This window comes from Stenotrophomonas sp. YJH_SMC_57, assembly GCF_059369755.1.
Genome location: NZ_JCAFSZ010000004.1, coordinates 281,005 through 297,388, shown reverse-complemented (window position 1 = coordinate 297,388; position 16,384 = coordinate 281,005). Strand labels below are relative to the sequence as shown.

At 66.7% G+C, this 16,384-nt stretch carries 19 protein-coding genes and 1 tRNA gene; 6 read left to right on the top strand and 14 right to left on the bottom strand.

The window, feature by feature from the left end; all coding sequences use genetic code 11:
* Positions 1-126: 126 nt before the first annotated feature.
* Positions 127-429: a hypothetical protein gene (locus AC5P7U_RS07175; protein WP_495220919.1), complete on the bottom strand. Its 303-nt coding sequence runs from the start codon at positions 427-429 to the stop codon at positions 127-129.
* 126 nt (positions 430-555) lie between these two features.
* Positions 556-1,848 carry a tryptophan--tRNA ligase gene (locus tag AC5P7U_RS07170; RefSeq protein ID WP_004153779.1) on the bottom strand — a complete coding sequence of 431 codons (1,293 nt, stop codon included), beginning with the start codon at positions 1,846-1,848 and terminating at the stop codon, positions 556-558.
* A gap of 108 nt (positions 1,849-1,956) precedes the next feature.
* Here AC5P7U_RS07170 and AC5P7U_RS07165 point away from each other — a divergent pair, with 108 nt between their 5' ends.
* Positions 1,957-2,751 (top strand): hypothetical protein, encoded by a 795-nt coding sequence (locus AC5P7U_RS07165; RefSeq protein ID WP_495220918.1) that lies wholly within the window; start codon positions 1,957-1,959, stop codon positions 2,749-2,751.
* 86 nt (positions 2,752-2,837) lie between these two features.
* On the opposite strand, the gene AC5P7U_RS07160 is transcribed toward AC5P7U_RS07165, so the two are convergent.
* The 3 genes from AC5P7U_RS07160 to rocF all read right to left on the bottom strand — a co-directional run bounded on the left by AC5P7U_RS07160 (position 2,838) and on the right by rocF (position 4,486).
* Complete coding sequence (locus AC5P7U_RS07160; RefSeq protein WP_004153772.1) at positions 2,838-3,059, bottom strand: CsbD family protein; 222 nt, start codon at positions 3,057-3,059, stop codon at positions 2,838-2,840.
* Between the two features lie 206 nt (positions 3,060-3,265).
* The gene (locus AC5P7U_RS07155) at positions 3,266-3,403 is read right to left on the bottom strand and encodes an entericidin A/B family lipoprotein (protein ID WP_008266021.1); all 138 of its coding nucleotides are present in this window, start codon (positions 3,401-3,403) and stop codon (positions 3,266-3,268) included.
* A gap of 162 nt (positions 3,404-3,565) precedes the next feature.
* A complete protein-coding gene (gene rocF / locus AC5P7U_RS07150) occupies positions 3,566-4,486 on the bottom strand; it encodes an arginase (RefSeq protein WP_004153767.1) in 921 nt (306 codons plus the stop codon).
* 130 nt (positions 4,487-4,616) lie between these two features.
* Between rocF and AC5P7U_RS07145 the strand changes: the two genes are divergently transcribed.
* Complete coding sequence (locus tag AC5P7U_RS07145) at positions 4,617-4,964, top strand: hypothetical protein (protein ID WP_053509261.1); 348 nt, start codon at positions 4,617-4,619, stop codon at positions 4,962-4,964.
* Between the two features lie 24 nt (positions 4,965-4,988).
* On the opposite strand, the gene AC5P7U_RS07140 is transcribed toward AC5P7U_RS07145, so the two are convergent.
* On the bottom strand, positions 4,989-5,759 hold the full coding sequence (locus tag AC5P7U_RS07140; RefSeq protein WP_197564875.1) for a DUF3011 domain-containing protein: 771 nt from the start codon (positions 5,757-5,759) through the stop codon (positions 4,989-4,991).
* A 584-nt stretch (positions 5,760-6,343) separates the two neighbouring features.
* Here AC5P7U_RS07140 and AC5P7U_RS07135 point away from each other — a divergent pair.
* Together AC5P7U_RS07135 and AC5P7U_RS07130 are read left to right on the top strand one after the other, a co-directional pair.
* The gene (locus tag AC5P7U_RS07135; RefSeq protein WP_197564874.1) at positions 6,344-6,745 is read left to right on the top strand and encodes a hypothetical protein; all 402 of its coding nucleotides are present in this window, start codon (positions 6,344-6,346) and stop codon (positions 6,743-6,745) included.
* Between the two features lie 336 nt (positions 6,746-7,081).
* Positions 7,082-7,783 carry an NYN domain-containing protein gene (locus AC5P7U_RS07130; protein ID WP_495220917.1) on the top strand — a complete coding sequence of 234 codons (702 nt, stop codon included), beginning with the start codon at positions 7,082-7,084 and terminating at the stop codon, positions 7,781-7,783.
* A 747-nt stretch (positions 7,784-8,530) separates the two neighbouring features.
* Here the strand turns inward: AC5P7U_RS07130 and AC5P7U_RS07125 are convergent.
* The 4 genes from AC5P7U_RS07125 to birA all read right to left on the bottom strand — a co-directional run bounded on the left by AC5P7U_RS07125 (position 8,531) and on the right by birA (position 11,208).
* A tRNA-Thr gene (locus tag AC5P7U_RS07125) sits at positions 8,531-8,606 on the bottom strand.
* A gap of 41 nt (positions 8,607-8,647) precedes the next feature.
* Entirely contained in the window at positions 8,648-9,502 is an 855-nt protein-coding gene (locus AC5P7U_RS07120) for an SPOR domain-containing protein (RefSeq protein WP_495220916.1), read from the bottom strand.
* A gap of 9 nt (positions 9,503-9,511) precedes the next feature.
* On the bottom strand, positions 9,512-10,243 hold the full coding sequence (locus AC5P7U_RS07115; RefSeq protein ID WP_197564871.1) for a type III pantothenate kinase: 732 nt from the start codon (positions 10,241-10,243) through the stop codon (positions 9,512-9,514).
* On the bottom strand, positions 10,240-11,208 hold the full coding sequence (gene birA / locus AC5P7U_RS07110; protein ID WP_308309443.1) for a bifunctional biotin--[acetyl-CoA-carboxylase] ligase/biotin operon repressor BirA: 969 nt from the start codon (positions 11,206-11,208) through the stop codon (positions 10,240-10,242). The genes AC5P7U_RS07115 and birA overlap by 4 nt, the downstream gene beginning before the upstream one ends.
* Positions 11,209-11,352: 144 nt before the next feature.
* Between birA and AC5P7U_RS07105 the strand changes: the two genes are divergently transcribed.
* Together AC5P7U_RS07105 and AC5P7U_RS07100 are read left to right on the top strand one after the other, a co-directional pair.
* The gene (locus tag AC5P7U_RS07105; RefSeq protein ID WP_049399853.1) at positions 11,353-11,631 is read left to right on the top strand and encodes a hypothetical protein; all 279 of its coding nucleotides are present in this window, start codon (positions 11,353-11,355) and stop codon (positions 11,629-11,631) included.
* Positions 11,598-12,389, top strand: a complete 792-nt coding sequence (locus AC5P7U_RS07100) for a M90 family metallopeptidase (RefSeq protein ID WP_495220914.1) — start codon at positions 11,598-11,600, stop codon at positions 12,387-12,389. Before AC5P7U_RS07105 ends, AC5P7U_RS07100 begins: the two co-directional genes overlap by 34 nt.
* 85 nt (positions 12,390-12,474) lie before the next feature.
* On the opposite strand, the gene AC5P7U_RS07095 is transcribed toward AC5P7U_RS07100, so the two are convergent.
* The 4 genes from AC5P7U_RS07095 to dusA all read right to left on the bottom strand — a co-directional run bounded on the left by AC5P7U_RS07095 (position 12,475) and on the right by dusA (position 16,301).
* A complete protein-coding gene (locus AC5P7U_RS07095; RefSeq protein ID WP_008268038.1) occupies positions 12,475-13,899 on the bottom strand; it encodes an ATP-binding protein in 1,425 nt (474 codons plus the stop codon).
* A 25-nt stretch (positions 13,900-13,924) separates the two neighbouring features.
* The gene (locus tag AC5P7U_RS07090; protein WP_004136763.1) at positions 13,925-14,608 is read right to left on the bottom strand and encodes a response regulator transcription factor; all 684 of its coding nucleotides are present in this window, start codon (positions 14,606-14,608) and stop codon (positions 13,925-13,927) included.
* A 73-nt stretch (positions 14,609-14,681) separates the two neighbouring features.
* A complete protein-coding gene (locus tag AC5P7U_RS07085; RefSeq protein WP_008265425.1) occupies positions 14,682-15,056 on the bottom strand; it encodes a hypothetical protein in 375 nt (124 codons plus the stop codon).
* Positions 15,057-15,269: 213 nt separating this feature from the next.
* A complete protein-coding gene (gene dusA, locus AC5P7U_RS07080) occupies positions 15,270-16,301 on the bottom strand; it encodes a tRNA dihydrouridine(20/20a) synthase DusA (protein WP_197604552.1) in 1,032 nt (343 codons plus the stop codon).
* Between the last annotated feature and the right edge of the window lie 83 nt (positions 16,302-16,384).

Sequence of the window (16,384 nt, the reverse complement as noted above, 5' to 3'; positions counted from 1 at the left end):
CCCCCATGGTAGGCGCCAGCGCGGGCCCGGTTCGATGCGGCTTTGGTCGGGTAGTGCCGGCCGCTGGCCGGCAACCTCGGGGTAGCCTGGTGAATGCAGTTGCCGGCCAGCGGCCGGCACTACCGATCAGCCGCAGCGCAATGCGAACCGCGGCCGCAGCAGCAGGGCCATTACCAACACCGCCAGGAACGCGCCGTAGGCGTACAGCACCGCCAGCACCTGCGGCCAGATCGGGCCGGTGCCGGGCTGTGCCATGCCAATGCGATAGCCCCACAGCATCGACAGGATGCTCAGCGCGAAGGCCAACAGCAGGGTGATGCCATCGAACAGGCGCCGCCGCGCGGTGCGCGGCTGGCGCGGGAACAGCCAGTACAGGCTGCCCAGCAGCAGGAACCAGGGCAGGAACAGCAGCAGCGACAACCAGGCCATTGCAGACTCCATGTCATCGCGCCGGAGGCGCGCGGACATCATGCCACGCGCGATGTGCCACGGTAGTGCCGGCCGCTGGCCGGCACCCTTCATTCAACGGCGCCGACCAAGGTCGGCATCTACCGATCAGTCGGCTCGCAGCGTCGCCAGGGCAGCCAGCACCGCATCCACCTCGGCTTCCAGCTTGAACAGCTCGCTCTGCAGCTGGTCGCCCTGCTCGGCCTGCTTGATCACTGCAATCAGCTGGCCGGCATCGCGCGGCGAATCGAAGCCTTCGCTCTGGATCAGCAGCGTGCCGTCTCCGGCGGTCAGCTTGAAGTAGAAACGCCCATCCTTCTCGCGGTACTGCTTGAACAGCGGCGGTGCCACGCGGGCCACGCCGGCATCTTCGCTGGCGATGTCGCCGGCGCTGGACAGGTCGCGCAGGCCCACCGCATGGCGCAGCTCGTCCAGCAGCGGCGCTGCCAGCTGCTCGCGCAGCTGCTGGCCACGGCGCTTGAGCAGCGCTTCAATCTTTTCCGGCTCGGCCATCAGCGCGTTGTAGCGCTCGCGCAGCGGCGAAAGCTCGCTGTCGATGCGCTCGAACAGCTGCTGCTTGGCATCGCCCCAGCTGATGCCGGCGGCGAACGCCTTGGCGAATTCGGCGGTCTGCTCCGGGGTGGCGAACGCCTGGTACATCTGGAACAGCGCCGAGCCCTCGGTGTCCTTCGGCTCGCCCGGTGCGCGCGAGTCGGTCAGGATCGAGAACACCAGCTTCTTCAGCTCCTCGCGCGGCACGAACAGCGGAATGGTGTTGTGGTAGCTCTTGCTCATCTTGCGGCCGTCGAGGCCGGCCAGCGTTGCCACCTGCTCGTCGATCACCACGTCCGGCAGCGGGAAGTACTCCTTGCCGTACACGTGGTTGAAGCGCTGGGCGAAGTCGCGCGCCATCTCGATGTGCTGGATCTGGTCGCGCCCCACCGGCACCTGGTTGGCCTTGAAGATCAGGATGTCGGCGGCCATCAGCACCGGGTACATGAACAGGCCGGCGCTGACGCCCGCATCCTCGTCCACGCCTTCCTCGCGGTTCTTGTCCACCGCCGCCTTGTAGGCGTGCGCGCGGTTGAGGATGCCCTTGCTGGCGATGGCGGTCAGGAACCACATCAGCTCGGTGGTCTCGCGGATGTCGCTCTGGCGGTAGAACCACACGTGTTCCGGGTCCAGGCCGCACGCCAGCCAGCTGGCCGCGATCTCCAGGGTCGCGCGCTGGGTGCGCTGCGGGTCCTGCGACTTGATCAGGCTGTGCAGGTCGGCCAGGAAGAAGAAGCTCTCGATTCCCGGGGCGCGGCTGGCGGCGATCGCCGGACGGATGGCGCCAACGTAGTTGCCCAGGTGGGGCGTGCCGGAGGGGGTGATGCCGGTAAGGACTCGGGTCGTCATGACTGCGTGGGGTAACCTTCGATGAACGGGGCCAGTTTACCTTGCACGCCACCAACCCCGTCAGGGCCCGCGGCGCGTTCATTCACGCAACCCCGCTGGAGACGCCCGATGAAACGCCTGCTGCCCCTGCTGCTGATCCTGCCCCTGGCCGGCTTCCGCCCGGCCCCGCCTCCGCCGCCGGCCTACGCGGGCGGCCCGGTGCGCATGGCCCTGGTAGACCGCGACCGCGGCACCGAACTGCACAGCTACCCTGCCGAAGGCCAGCGCTGGGTGGCCGGCGAGCGTGGCCATCGCTACGCCGTGCGCCTGTACAACGACAGCCCGCGCCGGGTGCTGGTGGTGCTGTCGGTAGACGGCATCAACGCCATTTCCGGCGAGGATGCCGATCCCTCGCAGACCGGCTACGTGCTCAACCCCGGCCAGCGCGCCGACATCACCGGCTGGCGCAAGAGCCAGGACGAAGTGGCGCAGTTCGTGTTCAGCAGCCCCAGCGGCAGTTATGCCAGCCGCACCGGCCGCCCGGACAACATCGGCGTGGTCGGCGTGGCGGTGTTCGAGGAAGCGCGTCGCTGGCGCCCCGAGCCGATCCTGCGCCGCAGCCTGCCCGCTCCGGCCCCGGCGGCCGAAGCCGCGGCCGATGCCAGCGCCAGCCGCATCGAGGGTTATGCCAGCAAGTCGCAGGCGCCGGCACTGGGCACCGGCCACGGCGCACGCGAACAGTCGTCGGTGCGCGACACCGACTTCGAACGCGCCAGCCGCAGCCCGGCGCAGGTGCTGCAGCTGCGCTACGACAGCGCGCGCAACCTGCGTGCACGCGGCATCCTGGTGGATTCGCCATCGCGCCTGCCGCGCGAACCGCAGGCCTTCCCCAACCGCTACGTGCCGGACCCGCCGGCACGCTGACCACCGACTGCAGACAGCACGACGCCCGCAACCTCACGGTGCGGGCGTCGTGTTGTGGGGGTAACGTGTGGGGGAAACCGTGGTGCTTACTTGTAGTCCGGATAGTCCTTGCTCACCGCATCCTGGAACTCACGGACTTCCTTCTCAGCGCGGTCCTTGGCCCAGCCATAACGTTCCTGCAGGCGGCCCGCCAGGTATTCGGCATTGCCCTCGGCCACATCGAAATCGTCGTTGGTCAGATCGCCCCACTTGGCCTGGGCCTTGCCCTTCAGCTGCGACCACTTGCCGGAAATGATGTCTTTGTTCATTGCTGGGAATCCTTGGTTGCAACGGCGTTCTTACCGTGGCTCCAGCTTCGCGCAGCGGCTGTTGAATGCTGGTCAACCCGCAATGAAATACATGCTCACCTGCTTGAATGGTTCACTCCGCTTGCACAGCCCTGCAGCGAAAAAGCACGCACAAAAAAAGGCCGGGGAAACCCCGGCCTTTTTTCTCTTTCCGTTCCGTGCAGGGCTCAACGGCCCTTCGCGGTGTCCTCGACCTTCTCGCCCGCCTTCTGCACGTCCTTGCCGGCACCGGCAATGGTGTTGCAACCGGCCAGCAGGGCCACCGAGAACATCGACAACAGCATCAGGGCAACTACGCGCTTCATGGGCTTCTCCTTGGGTTTGCCGCTACACCGCTCAATTCGCGGATGGGATTCTTTCGCTCGGCGGAAGAAGGCCAATGCCCACTGCCGCCGCGTGAAGTGCAATCTGGCGGCAGACGCGTGGAGCGCGTGTGAACGGATCAAAGATCCGTTCAGGCCAAAGGCTCAATCGCGCATCAGGGTGGACTTGCCGAACAGGCTTTCGACCAGGTCCACGGCCAGTTCGGCGGTGGCATTCTGCTTGTCCAACAAGGGGTTAAGCTCGACGATGTCCAGCGAGCCCATGCGCCCGGTGTCGGCGATCATCTCCATCACCAATTGCGCCTCGCGGTAGTTCACCCCGCCCGGCACGGTGGTGCCCACGCCCGGCGCGATGCTCGGGTCGAGGAAGTCGACATCGAAGCTGACATGCAGGTGGGTGTTCTCGTCGATGCCGGCCAGCGCCGCTTCCACCGCGCGCTTCATGCCGTTCTCGTCGATGTAGCGCATGTCGTAGACATCGACCTTGTGGGTCTTGATCAGGCGCTTTTCTTCCGGGTCCACCGAGCGGATGCCGATCTGGTGCATCTGCGCCGGGGTGATCGCCGGCGACGTGCCGCCCAGCCGGGTCAGCGCATCCGGGCCAAGGCCGCACAGGCAGGCCACCGGCATGCCGTGGATGTTGCCCGACGGGGTCACATCACTGGTGTTGAAGTCCGAATGCGCATCCAGCCACAGCACGCGCAGGGTCTTGCCCTGCTCGCGGCACCAGCGCGCCACGGCGGTGATCGAACCGATGCCCAGGCAATGGTCGCCGCCGAGCATGATCGGCATGCGGCCGGCCTGCAGTTCGGCATAGCTGGCTTCCATCAAGGCGTGGTTCCACGCCACCACTTCATCCAGGTGGCGGTAGCCTTCCACCGGCGCGGTCCACGGGTTGCGCGGGCCGTCCAGGTTGCCCAGGTCGCGCACGTCCACGCCGCGCGCCTCCAGCGCCTCCGGCAGGCCCGCCACGCGCAGCGCTTCCGGCCCCAGCCGTGCACCGCGATGGCCTGCGCCCACATCGGTGGGAACGCCAATCAGGGATACGGAGATGGGATGGGCCATGGGTGCCTCCTGCGGGGGAAAAAGAAGCACAGTCTAGCCAGAGCTGTGTGACACCACTCGCGGCGGTGCAGCAGTGAATTGGCATGGCATGATGGCGCGCGGACCCGCCCCCGCTTCATGGAAGATTGCGATGTCGCCCTTCATCAACACTGCCTGGCCCCGCTTTTTCATGGTGGCGCTGCCCATCGCCATTTTTGCGGTTCTGTTGAGCAACTCCATCGATGCATCGCCGAACGGCTGGCTGATGCAGGCGACGCTCCTTCTGACGCCCTTCTCGTTTCTGCTGTTCCTCGGGTTGGGTTGGCAGCGCCTGCGCAAGGCGCACGCTGAATACCCGATCCTGAAAAGCGAACTGCACCGCATGCTGGCGGCGTTGATCGGCAACGTGAAGGTGGCCGCGCTGTGGTTCGGCCTGACCGTCGTCGGCATGTTCGCCCTGATGCTGGCGTGGGTGCTGCTGCGGAAGAGCGGCGGCTGACAGCGTGGCCCCGAACCCGCGGATTCAACTGCCGCGTCGGCGAACCGGCGTCACGCTCTGCACCTGGCCGTTGTTGCGCATCATGCACAGGAAGCGGCCATCGGGGTAATCGATGATCAGTTCCTGGTAGTCACTGCCTACCGGCATCTGGGTCACCAGCGCACCCTGCGCGCCCTTGCGCATGTTGCAGGCGCCCAATGCGGTATCGCCTGCCGGCGCCGGGGTAGTCACCGAGGACACATTGCGGAACACCGCGCGGCACCCGCCATTGACCCACACCGAATGCCGCGCCAGGCCCCAATTCCTGCCTTCCTCGCAGCGGGTGCGGCTGAGCTGACGCACGATTTCCACGTTGCCGCGGGTGTTCAGATCGCATGACACCTGCTGCTGGCCGGTGGATTCACAGGTGACCTCGCGCGGCAGCGCGGCATCCCCGGCGGCAGCGTCGCGAGGGCCTGCGCTGTCTGCGGCGGACGCGGGCGTGCCTGTGCTGCTGACCTGGCAGATGCCATTGGCACCGCCTCGGCCGGTGTAGCTGACCTGCGGCGTGCCGTCATCGTTGCTGCTGATTGACAGGGTGATGCCGCTGTTGGCGTCGCGGGCTTCGAAATAGCGGTCGTTTAAGCGCTTCAACGCCGTCTCGCGGCCCTGCACGTAGACCGGCCCGCCCTCATCGGCGTGCACATCGATGCCGCCCGGGCAACTGGCGTTGAAGAACGGCACGGCCGCCATGGCCGGGGCTGCGAAGGCGGTGGACAACAGTGCGGCGGTGAGCGGCAGAGCGTGGCGGCGCATATGCAGTTCCCAAAGGGTGTGTGCCCGCAGTATGCGGCCGGGTGCCCGGCGCGGGGCGTGAGGAGAATGATGCGCCGCGCGGCGGGTTTTGGCGTTCGCATTTGGTATGGTGGTTATGGCGCCTTGCCCGCGCTGTTAAGCCAGCTTTACTTCGCGGGCGTTTCAAGGCCTCGAAACAGTGCTGATTCCGGTCAAACTCCAGCGAATGACTGCGCTGCGCGATATGTCGTTTTCGGCATTGCAGCGGCTGAAACAAGCCAATCGCGATAATTCATTTTTCCTTTCATATCACCCGATGCCATCGAAACAAACGACTGGCAGGCGGGCATTTCGCGTGCGCATGATGAATCGCCCCCTGCAAAGGTGGCCGGGACTTCCAAGCCCGTTTAATCGAAGCTGTATACGCTTGCCAGCCGGCGCCGTCTTCCCAAGAGCGGCGTCGGCTGGCAATCCGTTAGCCGATCGACGGCGGGCGGTGCGTGGGGGCCCCGTGCCCACCGGCTCATCGATTACCGGTCTTGGAAGCCACGCATCGCCTGCCACCCTCTTCAGGTGGCACCTCTGTTCCTGCCGAGGATGCCCGCATGTCCAAGACTCTCTACCCGTACCTGACCGCCACGCTGGGCGACGCTGCCCTGCATCTGCCGCTTGAACTGGCGCAGCCCCTGGAAGCCGCCTTCGCCGCTGCGAACGATGCGCCCACGCCTATCAATCTCCCCGTGTGCCTGCGGCAGATCCAGGCCGGCGATGCCGCCGACGGACAGCCGTGGCAGGGGCCGGCCAGCACGCCCGGCCAAGCGGTGGACGCCGCGCGCAGGGACCGCGCCGCCGCCGGTCTGGTATCGGTGCTGGAGCTGTACCACGCCGCCGAGCGCGTTCGCGTGGATGGAGAAGAGAAAGACGATATCGGCGATGGCACGCGCGAAGGGTTGATGCTGGCCTGCCGCGGGCTGGCGGAGTATGTGGCGTTGCAGGTGCGGGGGTAAGACTGCGTAGCTTGCAGTTCCAACGGCGAACCTCGAACGACCTGCCGCACTTCATGTTTCCGGTGCCTGATGCGGTTGGCCGCAAGGAAGCGCAACTTTCCTCATTGAGTCCGACTGCCAAGGTCGGCTCCAATCACTTGAAGCTCGTTGCCCGCTTATCGAATCAGTGCAACAACCCCAGTCATCAATGATGATGAAGGACCGGTTGCCGAGATGCTCCGTCCGCCATATCATGGCCTCACTACTCCTCCCTTGCTGCGTCATTAGGTTGACTCAACGGCTTGGGACGAAAAAACCGCCGAAAGGCGGTTTTTTCACATTTGCAGGAAGCAAATGATGTCTATTGCGACCGCTGTTTACGTCGATGGCTACAACCTCTACTACGGTCGTATCCGAAACACATCATTCAAGTGGGTCGATCTCTTGCGGCTCTTCGAGATTGTCCTCAGGGATCAGGATCCTGCCAGCGATCTTGAGCACCTGCATTACTTCACGGCCATGGCACTTGGGCGATTTTCTACCCATGGCGGTGCATCGGTAATCGCTCAGGAGAGTTACCTGCGCGCGCATGAGCACCTCCATCCGAGGCGATTCCTGAAGACACTGGGCAAGCACAGCATGGACAGGAAGGGAGTGCTTCTCCCTGTCTTCGATCCAGACACGGCCTACGATCGAAGCAGACGCACCCGTGTGTGGAGAATCGAAGAGAAGCAGACCGACGTGAACATCGCGCTGGCGATGTACAGAGATGCAGCGTCGGGACGCTATGCCCAGATGGTCATCTGCTCAAATGACAGTGATGTTGAACCTGTGCTCAGAGCCATCAGGGAAGACTTTCCGCACGTTCGATTGGGTGTGGTGACGCCTCGGCACCCACCCGTCAGCGGCAGCCCTGCGGGGCGAGCAGTGAGTAGCTCACTCGATGCTCAAGCTGACTGGACCCGTGCGCATCTGCTGGACGTTGAGTTGCAGCGCGCCCTGCTGCCTGCCCGGGTTCAAACAGGGAAGAAGCCTATTTCGAAGCCTGATCACTGGTAGTAGGTTCCGAGCAGCCAAATGCTGCGCACGGGACGTCGCACTTCTAGTCGAGCGCAAATCCTATATGGTTCCGCTTGCCCAACCCGACTTGAGAAATGCGCAGAAACTGACATCTCAGATCGTCCACCAGAGATGATCGGAGTGCCTGGGGAGACATAGGCTACTGTCTGCAGTAGAAGGGATGAACGGGGAACGATATCGAGCGGACAGGGTCGCTTGCGACGATCTCTGCATTACCAAATGCTGCGTAGGCAATCCTTGACCGCAAGGTCTGGCCAGGCTCCAAGCGAACTTCGCCACATCCTCCCGGGCAGTACGCAGTCATGACAGTGTTGGGTTGCAGAAGGCCCGTGGTCATGGTCAAGAATGCCCCTTCGTACCCCGTCGGGAATGTGCCGTCCTCAGCAGGCCAGTTTTCCTTCGGGAGGCACAGCGGCGCGGTGGCAGAAGACGTGAGGGCGATGTCGTATCGCTTCTCCTTGGGGTTGTCCACCACGGAGAAACTGAAATGCCGAGGTTCAGCCCATCGGATCGCGCCTGTACAGGCTGTCGTTGCGACGCACAGGAGGATGACTACGGGAAGCCTGCTCATCCAGCTTGCTCCATGGTGTGGGGCCGTAAAGCCTCGCCGCATGGGCGGCATCCCGAAGGTCAAACCCCGTACGGATCCATATCTGGGAGTTCCCTGGGCCGGCAGCGCGCGGGCTGAATCCAGAAGGTACAGCGCACGGGTGCGCCTGCATGAGATGGTGCCGCTTATCCGAATCGAACGGATGACCTACTGTTTACAAGACAGTTGCTCTACCAACTGAGCTAAAGCGGCATGGGTGGTGCACCGGCGGCAGCGCCGCGGTCCGGGGGATTCTAGCGCAACCGCGCGCATTCCAGCGACCGGCTCTGGGCCGCGCCGCTGCGCTGCTGGGCCTGTGCCGGCTGCGTACCTGCCGCCAGCTGGGCTTCCAGCCACCACTGGCCGGCATCGCCGCTGGCCACCAGGCGCGGCTGGAAGCCGGCGGCCTGCACCGCCGCCACGCGGCGCTCGGCGCCCTCGCGGTTGCGGTACTGGCCCAGTGCCACGGCGTTGATGTCCTCGCCCTGGCTGATGATGTAGTAGTCGCTCAGGCCGGCGGCGACGATGCGCTTCACCATGGCCTGCGCTTCTTCCCGGTTGGCGGCGGCCGGCAGCAGCACGCGGTAGCGGGCACTGCCGCTGGCGGCGGGCTGTTCGCGCAGGCGCACCTGGCTGATGGCATTGCCGGCCTTGCCCTGTGCGGCGGTCGCGGCGGCGCGGTCGGCAAATGGGCCCAGTGCAACGCAGCGCGGCGGTTCCGGGGCGGCTGGCGGCGTCGTGGGCTTTTCTGCAACCGGTGCGGGCGCGGGCTTGGCGGCCGCAGCAACGGCCACGGGTGCAGGTGCAGGCGCCGCCTCGGCCACCTGCGGCTTGGCCACATCGGGCTTGGCCGGCACCGCAGGCGCAGGCGTCGCCGCCACGGCGGTCTTCTCGGCCGGTTCGCGCTCCATCAGCGGGGCGGTCGGGGCGGCAGCGGTGGCTTCGGCAGCGGCATTCGCATCATCCCCACCCGGCACCCAACGCAGCTCGGCCACGCCGGCAGGTTGCGGCGCGGGCGCAGGCGGTTGCGGTGCATCGCGCAGCAGCCACCAGCAGGCGACGCCAAGATTGAGGATGGCCAGTACGACGATCAGGGCACGGGTCAGCATGCGCGGATACTAGCCTGCGGGCTGGTGCACCGCCCAGCGGGCGAGGCCATCCAGCACCAGCGACGGGTGGTAGTCGGCGCTGGGCAGCAGCGGCATCAGCGCGGGTGCGCCACCACCGTGCACCAGCAGCGACGGTGCCACGCCCAACAGCGCGTGCGACTGCTGCGCGCTGCGTTCGATCAGCGCCACGGCCGCGCCATCGCAGCCGGATGCCAGCGCGTCGGCGGTGTCGTTGGCGAATTCGCTGTAGTCGCCGCCGGTGGCCGGCAGCTGCACCGCACGCGCGTGCAGTGCTTCGCGCATGGTGGTGGGCGATGCGGAGATACGGCCGCCGTGGTGCTGGCCATCGGCGTCGAGCAGGTCAATCGTCAACGCGGTGCCCACGCCAACCACCAGCACCGGGCGCTGCGCCTTGGCGGCCGCCAGCAGGGCCAGGAAGCGGTCAACACCGAACTTTTCCGGCTTGGCGTAGGCGATGCGCACGCCGGCGCATTCGGCGCTGGTGCGCACCACATGCACGTGTTCGAAGCGGCGCTGCAGCTGGTCCAGCATGGCGCTGGTCAGCGACGGTGCGGCCACGCTGGCGACGAACGCGGTGGTGCCGCTGGGCAGGCTGTGCGGCGGCTGCCCGGCCATGCCTTCGGCGCCATGCGCCCAGGCCTGCACATCGCCGGCACGGTCACCCTGCAACGGCGCGAACTTGAAGCGCGAGTTGCCGAGGTCGAACAACCAATCGCTCATGCCGCCCTCACGCTGACTTCGCCGGCGTGCAGCAGGCGTTCCCGGCCATCAATGCGCACGCGCAGCGCGCCGTCATCGGCCAGGCCCAGCGCGGTGCCGTGCTGCCACTGCCCTTCCAGCTCCACGCGCACTTCGCGGCCGGCCAGCATGTCGAAGGCGGCGTAGCGCGGCAGGAACGGCGCGAGGCCTTCGCGATCGAATTCCTCCAGCGCCGGCAGCAGGCGTGTCAGCACTGCGGCGACCACCACGTTGCGGTCCACCGGCTTGCCGGCCAGTGTGTCCAGATCTACCCATGGCTGGGTGATCTGCTCGGCAAACGACGGCGGCATGTGCGTGTTGATGCCGATGCCGATCACTGCGCGCGCCGGGCCGGCGTATTCGCCACCACCTTCGGCGAGCAGGCCGACCAGCTTGCGCTTGCCATCGACGATCAGGTCATTCGGCCACTTCAGCTGCGCCTGGGTGAAACCGAGGTCATGCAGCGCTTCGGCCACGGCGATGCCGGCCACCAGGCTCAGCCCGGCCAGGCGGCCGAGGCCACCGGAGTACAGGCGCAGCACCGACAGGTAGACGTGCGCGGCCAGCGGCGAGGCCCAGGTACGGCCACGACGGCCGCGGCCACCGGTCTGGCGTTCGGCCAGCAGGACGCTCACCCCGCGCTGGGGCGCGCTGCAACGCAGCAATTCGGCGTTGGTGGAGTCCACCGTCCAGGCCACCTGCAGGTCGTGCAGCAGCGGCAGAACCGCGGCAGGCAGGCCGGCACGCATCGCGTCCGGGTCCAGCAGGTCGACCGGTCGGGTCAGGCCATAGCCCTCGCCAGCACGGCCTTCCACGCCCACGCCGGCAGCCCTAAGTCCTTGAATACGCTTCCAAATGGCCGCCCGGGTCTGGCCCAGCTCACGGGCCAGGGCGTCGCCGGACAGGCGACCGGCAGCGAGTTTGGCCAGCAATTGGCGATCGTCCACGGCAGCTTCCACGAAGTCAGGACGGAATTATGCGGGAAAGCCGCCAGCGACGCCCGCCACGCTGGGTTCCGCAGTGGCTTCCAACGGGGCGCCGGGTTCGGGCTAGAATCGGGAACTCACCTTCCCTTAACGTGGATGTCGTCAATGCGCCGTTATGCCCATTGCCTGATCCTGCTGATGATGCCCTTCGCGGCGTCTGCAACGGCAGCGCTGGACGACAGCCGTGGGGCATGCGTGTCCTCCAATGGCGATGCCGCCTCGCAGCGCGCACCCACTGCCAGCGCATCGGCCGCCAGCACCAAGGCGGCACCGGTACGCCCGGCCGCCAGCACGACTACCGGCGGCGGTGGCAGCGATGACGACATGCTGCCGCGTATCCGCGCACCGAAGTGGCACAGCTACCTGCCGGGAATGTTCCGCTGATCAAGTCGTTGCTGCAGTGGCTGCGGCCTGCGCCGCGGCCGATTGACGATGCGCTTTGGGATGACGCCTGCCGCCGCGCGGCCTGGTTACACGGCCTGGACGACGCGCGTCGCGCGCGCCTGCGCGTTCTGGCCACACGCTTCCTGCACGAGAAGACCATCACCCCGATCGGCGAGCTGCAGCTGCAGCCCGGCGATGGCGTGCTGCTGGCCGCGCTGTGCTGCCTGCCGCTGCTGGAGTTCGGCGAGGTGGGGCTGGAAGGCTGGTCGCAGCTGATCGTCTACCCCGAAGCGTTCCGCGTGCACCGCAGCCACATGGATGCGGCCGGCGTGCTACACGAATGGGATGACGAGCTGATTGGCGAATCATGGGACAGCGGTCCGTTGATCCTGTCCTGGGCCGATGTGCAGGCCGACCTGGCCGCGCCGCACGAGGGTTACTGCGTGGCGGTGCACGAGATGGTGCACAAGCTGGATGCGCTGGATGGCGCGATGGATGGCACGCCGCCGCTGCCGCGGCAATGGCAGCGCGAGTGGGCCGGCATTTTCCAGCGTGCCTACGATGCGTTCTGTGCGCAGGTGGATGCGGGTGAGGAAACGTTGATCGACCCGTATGCGGCCGAAGCGCCGGAAGAGTTCTTCGCGGTGGCCAGCGAGTACCACTTCTCGGCACCGGATCTGCTGCAGCAGGCGTTGCCGGAGGTGGCCGCGCAGCTGCGGCGGTTCTATGGCGAGCCGCCGGCGTTCGAACAACGGTAGTGCCGGCCGCTGGCCGGCACGCTCATGCTCTTCGGTGGCATTGCCAGGTTGCCGGCCAGCGGCCGGCACTACCGATTGAAGGGGTTTACGGCCCCGGCGGCAGGCGCACTTCGAAGCGGGCGCCGCCGAGTTCACTGGAACGGCCGACGGCCAGTTCGCCGCGGTAATCCTTGATCAGGTCCTGCACGATCGACAGGCCGATGCCATGGCCCTGCACGCGCTCGTCGCCGCGCACGCCACGCTGCAGCACCTTGCCGATGTCGTCCGGGGCGATGCCCGGGCCATCGTCGTCCACCGCCAGCAGCAGGCCGGCGCGACGCGCGTTCGGTGCCGGCAGCGGCTGCGCGGTCAGCAGCACGCGGCGGTTGGCCCACTTGAAGGCGTTTTCCAGCAGGTTGCCGAGCAGTTCCTGCAGGTCGCCCGGTTCGCCGTGGAAGCGCGCGGCCGGGTCGATGTCGAACTCGCACAGCACGCCCTTGGAGGCGTAGACCTTCTCCAGTCCACGCACGATTTCCTCGGCATTGGATTCGATCGGCAGCGGCGCGGAGAACAGCTTGTGGCCCGACGACGCCGCGCGTGCCAGCTGGTACGAGACCAGGTTGTTCATGCGCTGCAGCTGCACGTCCAGTTCCTCGCGCAGCGCGCCATCACCGGCACCGCTGTCCATCTGCGTGCGCAGCACCGCGATCGGTGTCTTCAGGCTGTGCGCCAGGTCGGCCAGGGTGTTGCGCTGGCGCTCCAGGTTCTCGCGCTCACTCTCGATGAAGGCGTTGATGCTGTCGGTCAGCGGTTCCAGCTCGCGCGGGTGGCGCTCGCTCATGCGCGCGGTCTCGCCGCGCTGCACCTTGGTCAGCTCGGTAATGACCCGCCGCAGCGGGCGCAGGCTCCACTGCAGGATGACGGTCTGCAGCAGCAGCAGGATCAGGCCGATGCCACCCAGGTAGAACCAGACCCGGCTGCGGAACACGCGCAGCTGCGCGCCCAGCGCGCGCGAGTCTTCCATCACGTAGATGGTGTACGGGAATTCGGTGGCGGGGTCGGCATCGGCGTCCCACACCAGGCCCAGGCCATAGCGGTACACCGAGCCCTGGCTGCCATCGATCTGGATCATCGGCAGCGGGCCTTCGAACACTTCCTGGCGCGGCGCCAGCAGGCCACCGCCCACGGTGGGCAGCATCGGGCCTTCGGCGGACATCGAATTGCCCTTGCCGTGTGGCATCACCACCTGCAGGTACAGGCCGCTGCCCGGAACGTCGAAGCGCGAATCCGGCGGCTGCTCGCGGATGTACAGCGAGCGGTCGCGGGTGAAGTCGATGCCGGCCGCGTAGGCGGTGGCGTAGTTCTTCAGGCGCTCACGCAGGTTCGCCTTCGCCGTGTCGGCGAAGGCGGCGTCGAGCGCGTAACCGGCCAGCGCCAGGAACGCGACCAGGCCCACGGACGCGGCGAACATCTGGCGCGCCTGCAGTGAGCGCGGCCGCCAGCGTCGGAAGAACCACAGACGGCCGGACATCGTGTTATCGCCAGGGTGAGCCGGCTCAGCCCTCGTTGCGCGGGATCGCGAAACGGTAGCCGCGACCGCGCACGGTCTCGATCGGCTTCAGTTCGCCATCCGGGTCCAGCTTCTTGCGCAGGCGGCCGATGAACACTTCCAGCACGTTCGAGTCGCGGTCGAAGTCCTGCTGGTAGATGTGCTCGGTGAGGTCGGCCTTGGAGACCAGTTCACCGGCATGCATCATCAGGTACTCCAGCACCTTGTACTCGTAGCTGGTCAGGTCGACATTGCTGCCGGCGACGCTGACGGTCTGCGCGGCCAGATCCAGGGCGACCGGGCCGCATTCCAGGGTCGGCTTGCTCCAGCCGGCGGCGCGGCGCAGCAGCGCGTTGACGCGGGCCAGCAGCTCTTCGACGTGGAACGGCTTGACCAGGTAATCGTCGGCGCCCTGCTTCAGGCCCTCGACCTTGTCCTGCCAGCTCGAACGCGCGGTCAGGATCAGCACCGGGAACTTCTTGCCTTCGTCACGCAGGGCCTTGATCAGCTCCATGCCCGACATCTTGGGCAGGCCGAGGTCGATGATGCCGACATCGAACGGGACTTCGCGCCCCATGTAGAGGCCTTCCTCGCCGTCCTGCGCAGCATCGACGGCAAAGCCTTCGCGCTTGAGCCGGGCTGCCAGGGTCTCACGCAGCGGGGCTTCGTCTTCGACCAGAAGGATACGCATGAACTCTCCCTAGTGTCCTGGGTGTGGCCCGGAGGCCTGTGGGGTACGGGTTGATAGCGACAACTATCCCTGTTCAGGGGTTATCGCCGCGTAGTGATGACATATCCGACCGCGGCGTGCGCGGCTGTGAACGCGACGGGGCGGGGTCGTCCATGTAGCGGACCCGGCCCCGGTCGTCCATGTATTTCACCCGGTTGATGTCACGACCATCGAACGGCACGCGCTCGGCACCGAGGATGTGGCCGCCGGTGGTGCGCTGCACGCGGCGCACGGCATCGGACAGCGAACGCTCGTCGCCACGGTTGCCGCGCTCGCCCCGATCCATCATCTCCGCCCGCCCCTGGTCGCCGCGCGGCGGCTGTTGCGCCAGCGCCGAAGACAACGGCGCAGCCGCCAGCAGCACGCAGGTGGCCAGGGCAATGCGGCGGTGGAAAGGAGCGGAAGACATCGATGCGATCCTAGCCGAGCTCGGCGATTCGTTCAAAAGTCGTAAATCCGGGTGCCGGGTTCGGGACCCGGCGCTTTACAAATCCTTTGCAAATTCTTGGTTTGGAGCAGTGAATCCGGTCTGAACTTTTCCGGTCCCACCGCCGTGTTGTTCAGCTAAGTGAACATTCGGGACGAATCGCCGTCCCTTATCAAGTCAGGAATGTGACCTCGGTCACGCTGCAGCGCGATCCGCATCGCGTTCGGTGACCGCCAGCGCCTGCTCGACCAGGCTCCAGTCGGCGCCCGGGCGGTGTGCGCCCTCGCTCAGCACCTGGCGGAATGCGCGGCCACCAGGCTGGCCATGGAACAGGCCGAGCAGGTGGCGGGTGATGTGCTTCAACGCCAGGCCTTCGCCCAGGCGCGCTTCCACATAGGGGCGCAGCGCGCGCAGCAGGTCGCCACGGGCCTGCAGCGGGGCGCCGGTGTGCAGGGCCTCCAGCTGATGCAGCAGGTAGGGGTCGTGGTAGGCCGCGCGGCCCAGCATCACGCCATCGACGTGCGCGGCCTGCGCCTGCACCGCCTCGAGGCTGGCCAGGCCACCGTTGAGCACCACCGGCAGCGCCGGGCGCTCCTGCTTCAAGCGGTAGGCCCAGTCGTACTTCAGCGGCGGAACCTCGCGGTTCTCCTTCGGCGACAGGCCTTTCAGCCATGCGTTGCGGGCGTGCACCACCACCATCGCCGCACCGGCGGCGACCTGGCGGTCGACGAACGCGGCGAACACCGCGTAATCGTTGTCTTCGTCCACGCCGAGGCGGCACTTCACCGTGACCGGGATATCCACCGCATCGACCATCGCCGCCACGCACTCGGCCACCAGTACCGGCTCGCGCATCAGGCAGGCGCCGAAGCGCCCGGCCTGCACGCGGTCGGACGGGCAGCCGCAGTTGAGGTTGACCTCGTCGTAGCCCCACTCGGCAGCGATGCGCGCGGCCTGCGCCAGCAGCGCCGGATCACTGCCGCCCAGCTGCAGTGCCAGCGGCTGTTCGCTGCGGTCGAAGCCGAGCAGGCGCTCGCGATCACCGTGGATGACCGCGTTGGCGTGCACCATCTCCGTGTACAGGCGTGCGCCCGGCGCCAGCACGCGATGGAACACGCGGCAATGGCGGTCGGTCCAGTCCATCATCGGGGCAACGGACAGGCGCAGGGAATCGGCGTAACGGGCGGCGGCGGACGTCATCGGGGCGTTGATCGTGGAGACTGGCATTGCCAGTGAGATCAATAGTTTACACCGGGTGGCTGAATGGCGGCGGGGAGCGCTACGCAGACACGCCAGGCTTTGACGCAGTT

Coding starts and splice junctions, on each gene's coding strand:
- AC5P7U_RS07160 (WP_004153772.1), bottom strand. CDS start 3,059: ATGAACAAAGACATCATTTCCGGCAAGTGGTCGCAGCTGAAGGGCAAG.
- AC5P7U_RS07105 (WP_049399853.1), top strand. CDS start 11,353: ATGCGCCGTTATGCCCATTGCCTGATCCTGCTGATGATGCCCTTCGCG.
- AC5P7U_RS07115 (WP_197564871.1), bottom strand. CDS start 10,243: ATGAGCGATTGGTTGTTCGACCTCGGCAACTCGCGCTTCAAGTTCGCG.
- AC5P7U_RS07085 (WP_008265425.1), bottom strand. CDS start 15,056: ATGTCTTCCGCTCCTTTCCACCGCCGCATTGCCCTGGCCACCTGCGTG.
- AC5P7U_RS07130 (WP_495220917.1), top strand. CDS start 7,082: ATGTCTATTGCGACCGCTGTTTACGTCGATGGCTACAACCTCTACTAC.
- AC5P7U_RS07170 (WP_004153779.1), bottom strand. CDS start 1,848: ATGACGACCCGAGTCCTTACCGGCATCACCCCCTCCGGCACGCCCCAC.
- AC5P7U_RS07140 (WP_197564875.1), bottom strand. CDS start 5,759: ATGCGCCGCCACGCTCTGCCGCTCACCGCCGCACTGTTGTCCACCGCC.
- AC5P7U_RS07155 (WP_008266021.1), bottom strand. CDS start 3,403: ATGAAGCGCGTAGTTGCCCTGATGCTGTTGTCGATGTTCTCGGTGGCC.
- rocF (WP_004153767.1), bottom strand. CDS start 4,486: ATGGCCCATCCCATCTCCGTATCCCTGATTGGCGTTCCCACCGATGTG.
- AC5P7U_RS07135 (WP_197564874.1), top strand. CDS start 6,344: ATGTCCAAGACTCTCTACCCGTACCTGACCGCCACGCTGGGCGACGCT.
- AC5P7U_RS07175 (WP_495220919.1), bottom strand. CDS start 429: ATGGCCTGGTTGTCGCTGCTGCTGTTCCTGCCCTGGTTCCTGCTGCTG.
- AC5P7U_RS07145 (WP_053509261.1), top strand. CDS start 4,617: ATGTCGCCCTTCATCAACACTGCCTGGCCCCGCTTTTTCATGGTGGCG.
- dusA (WP_197604552.1), bottom strand. CDS start 16,301: ATGCCAGTCTCCACGATCAACGCCCCGATGACGTCCGCCGCCGCCCGT.
- AC5P7U_RS07120 (WP_495220916.1), bottom strand. CDS start 9,502: ATGCTGACCCGTGCCCTGATCGTCGTACTGGCCATCCTCAATCTTGGC.
- AC5P7U_RS07090 (WP_004136763.1), bottom strand. CDS start 14,608: ATGCGTATCCTTCTGGTCGAAGACGAAGCCCCGCTGCGTGAGACCCTG.
- AC5P7U_RS07095 (WP_008268038.1), bottom strand. CDS start 13,899: ATGTCCGGCCGTCTGTGGTTCTTCCGACGCTGGCGGCCGCGCTCACTG.
- AC5P7U_RS07165 (WP_495220918.1), top strand. CDS start 1,957: ATGAAACGCCTGCTGCCCCTGCTGCTGATCCTGCCCCTGGCCGGCTTC.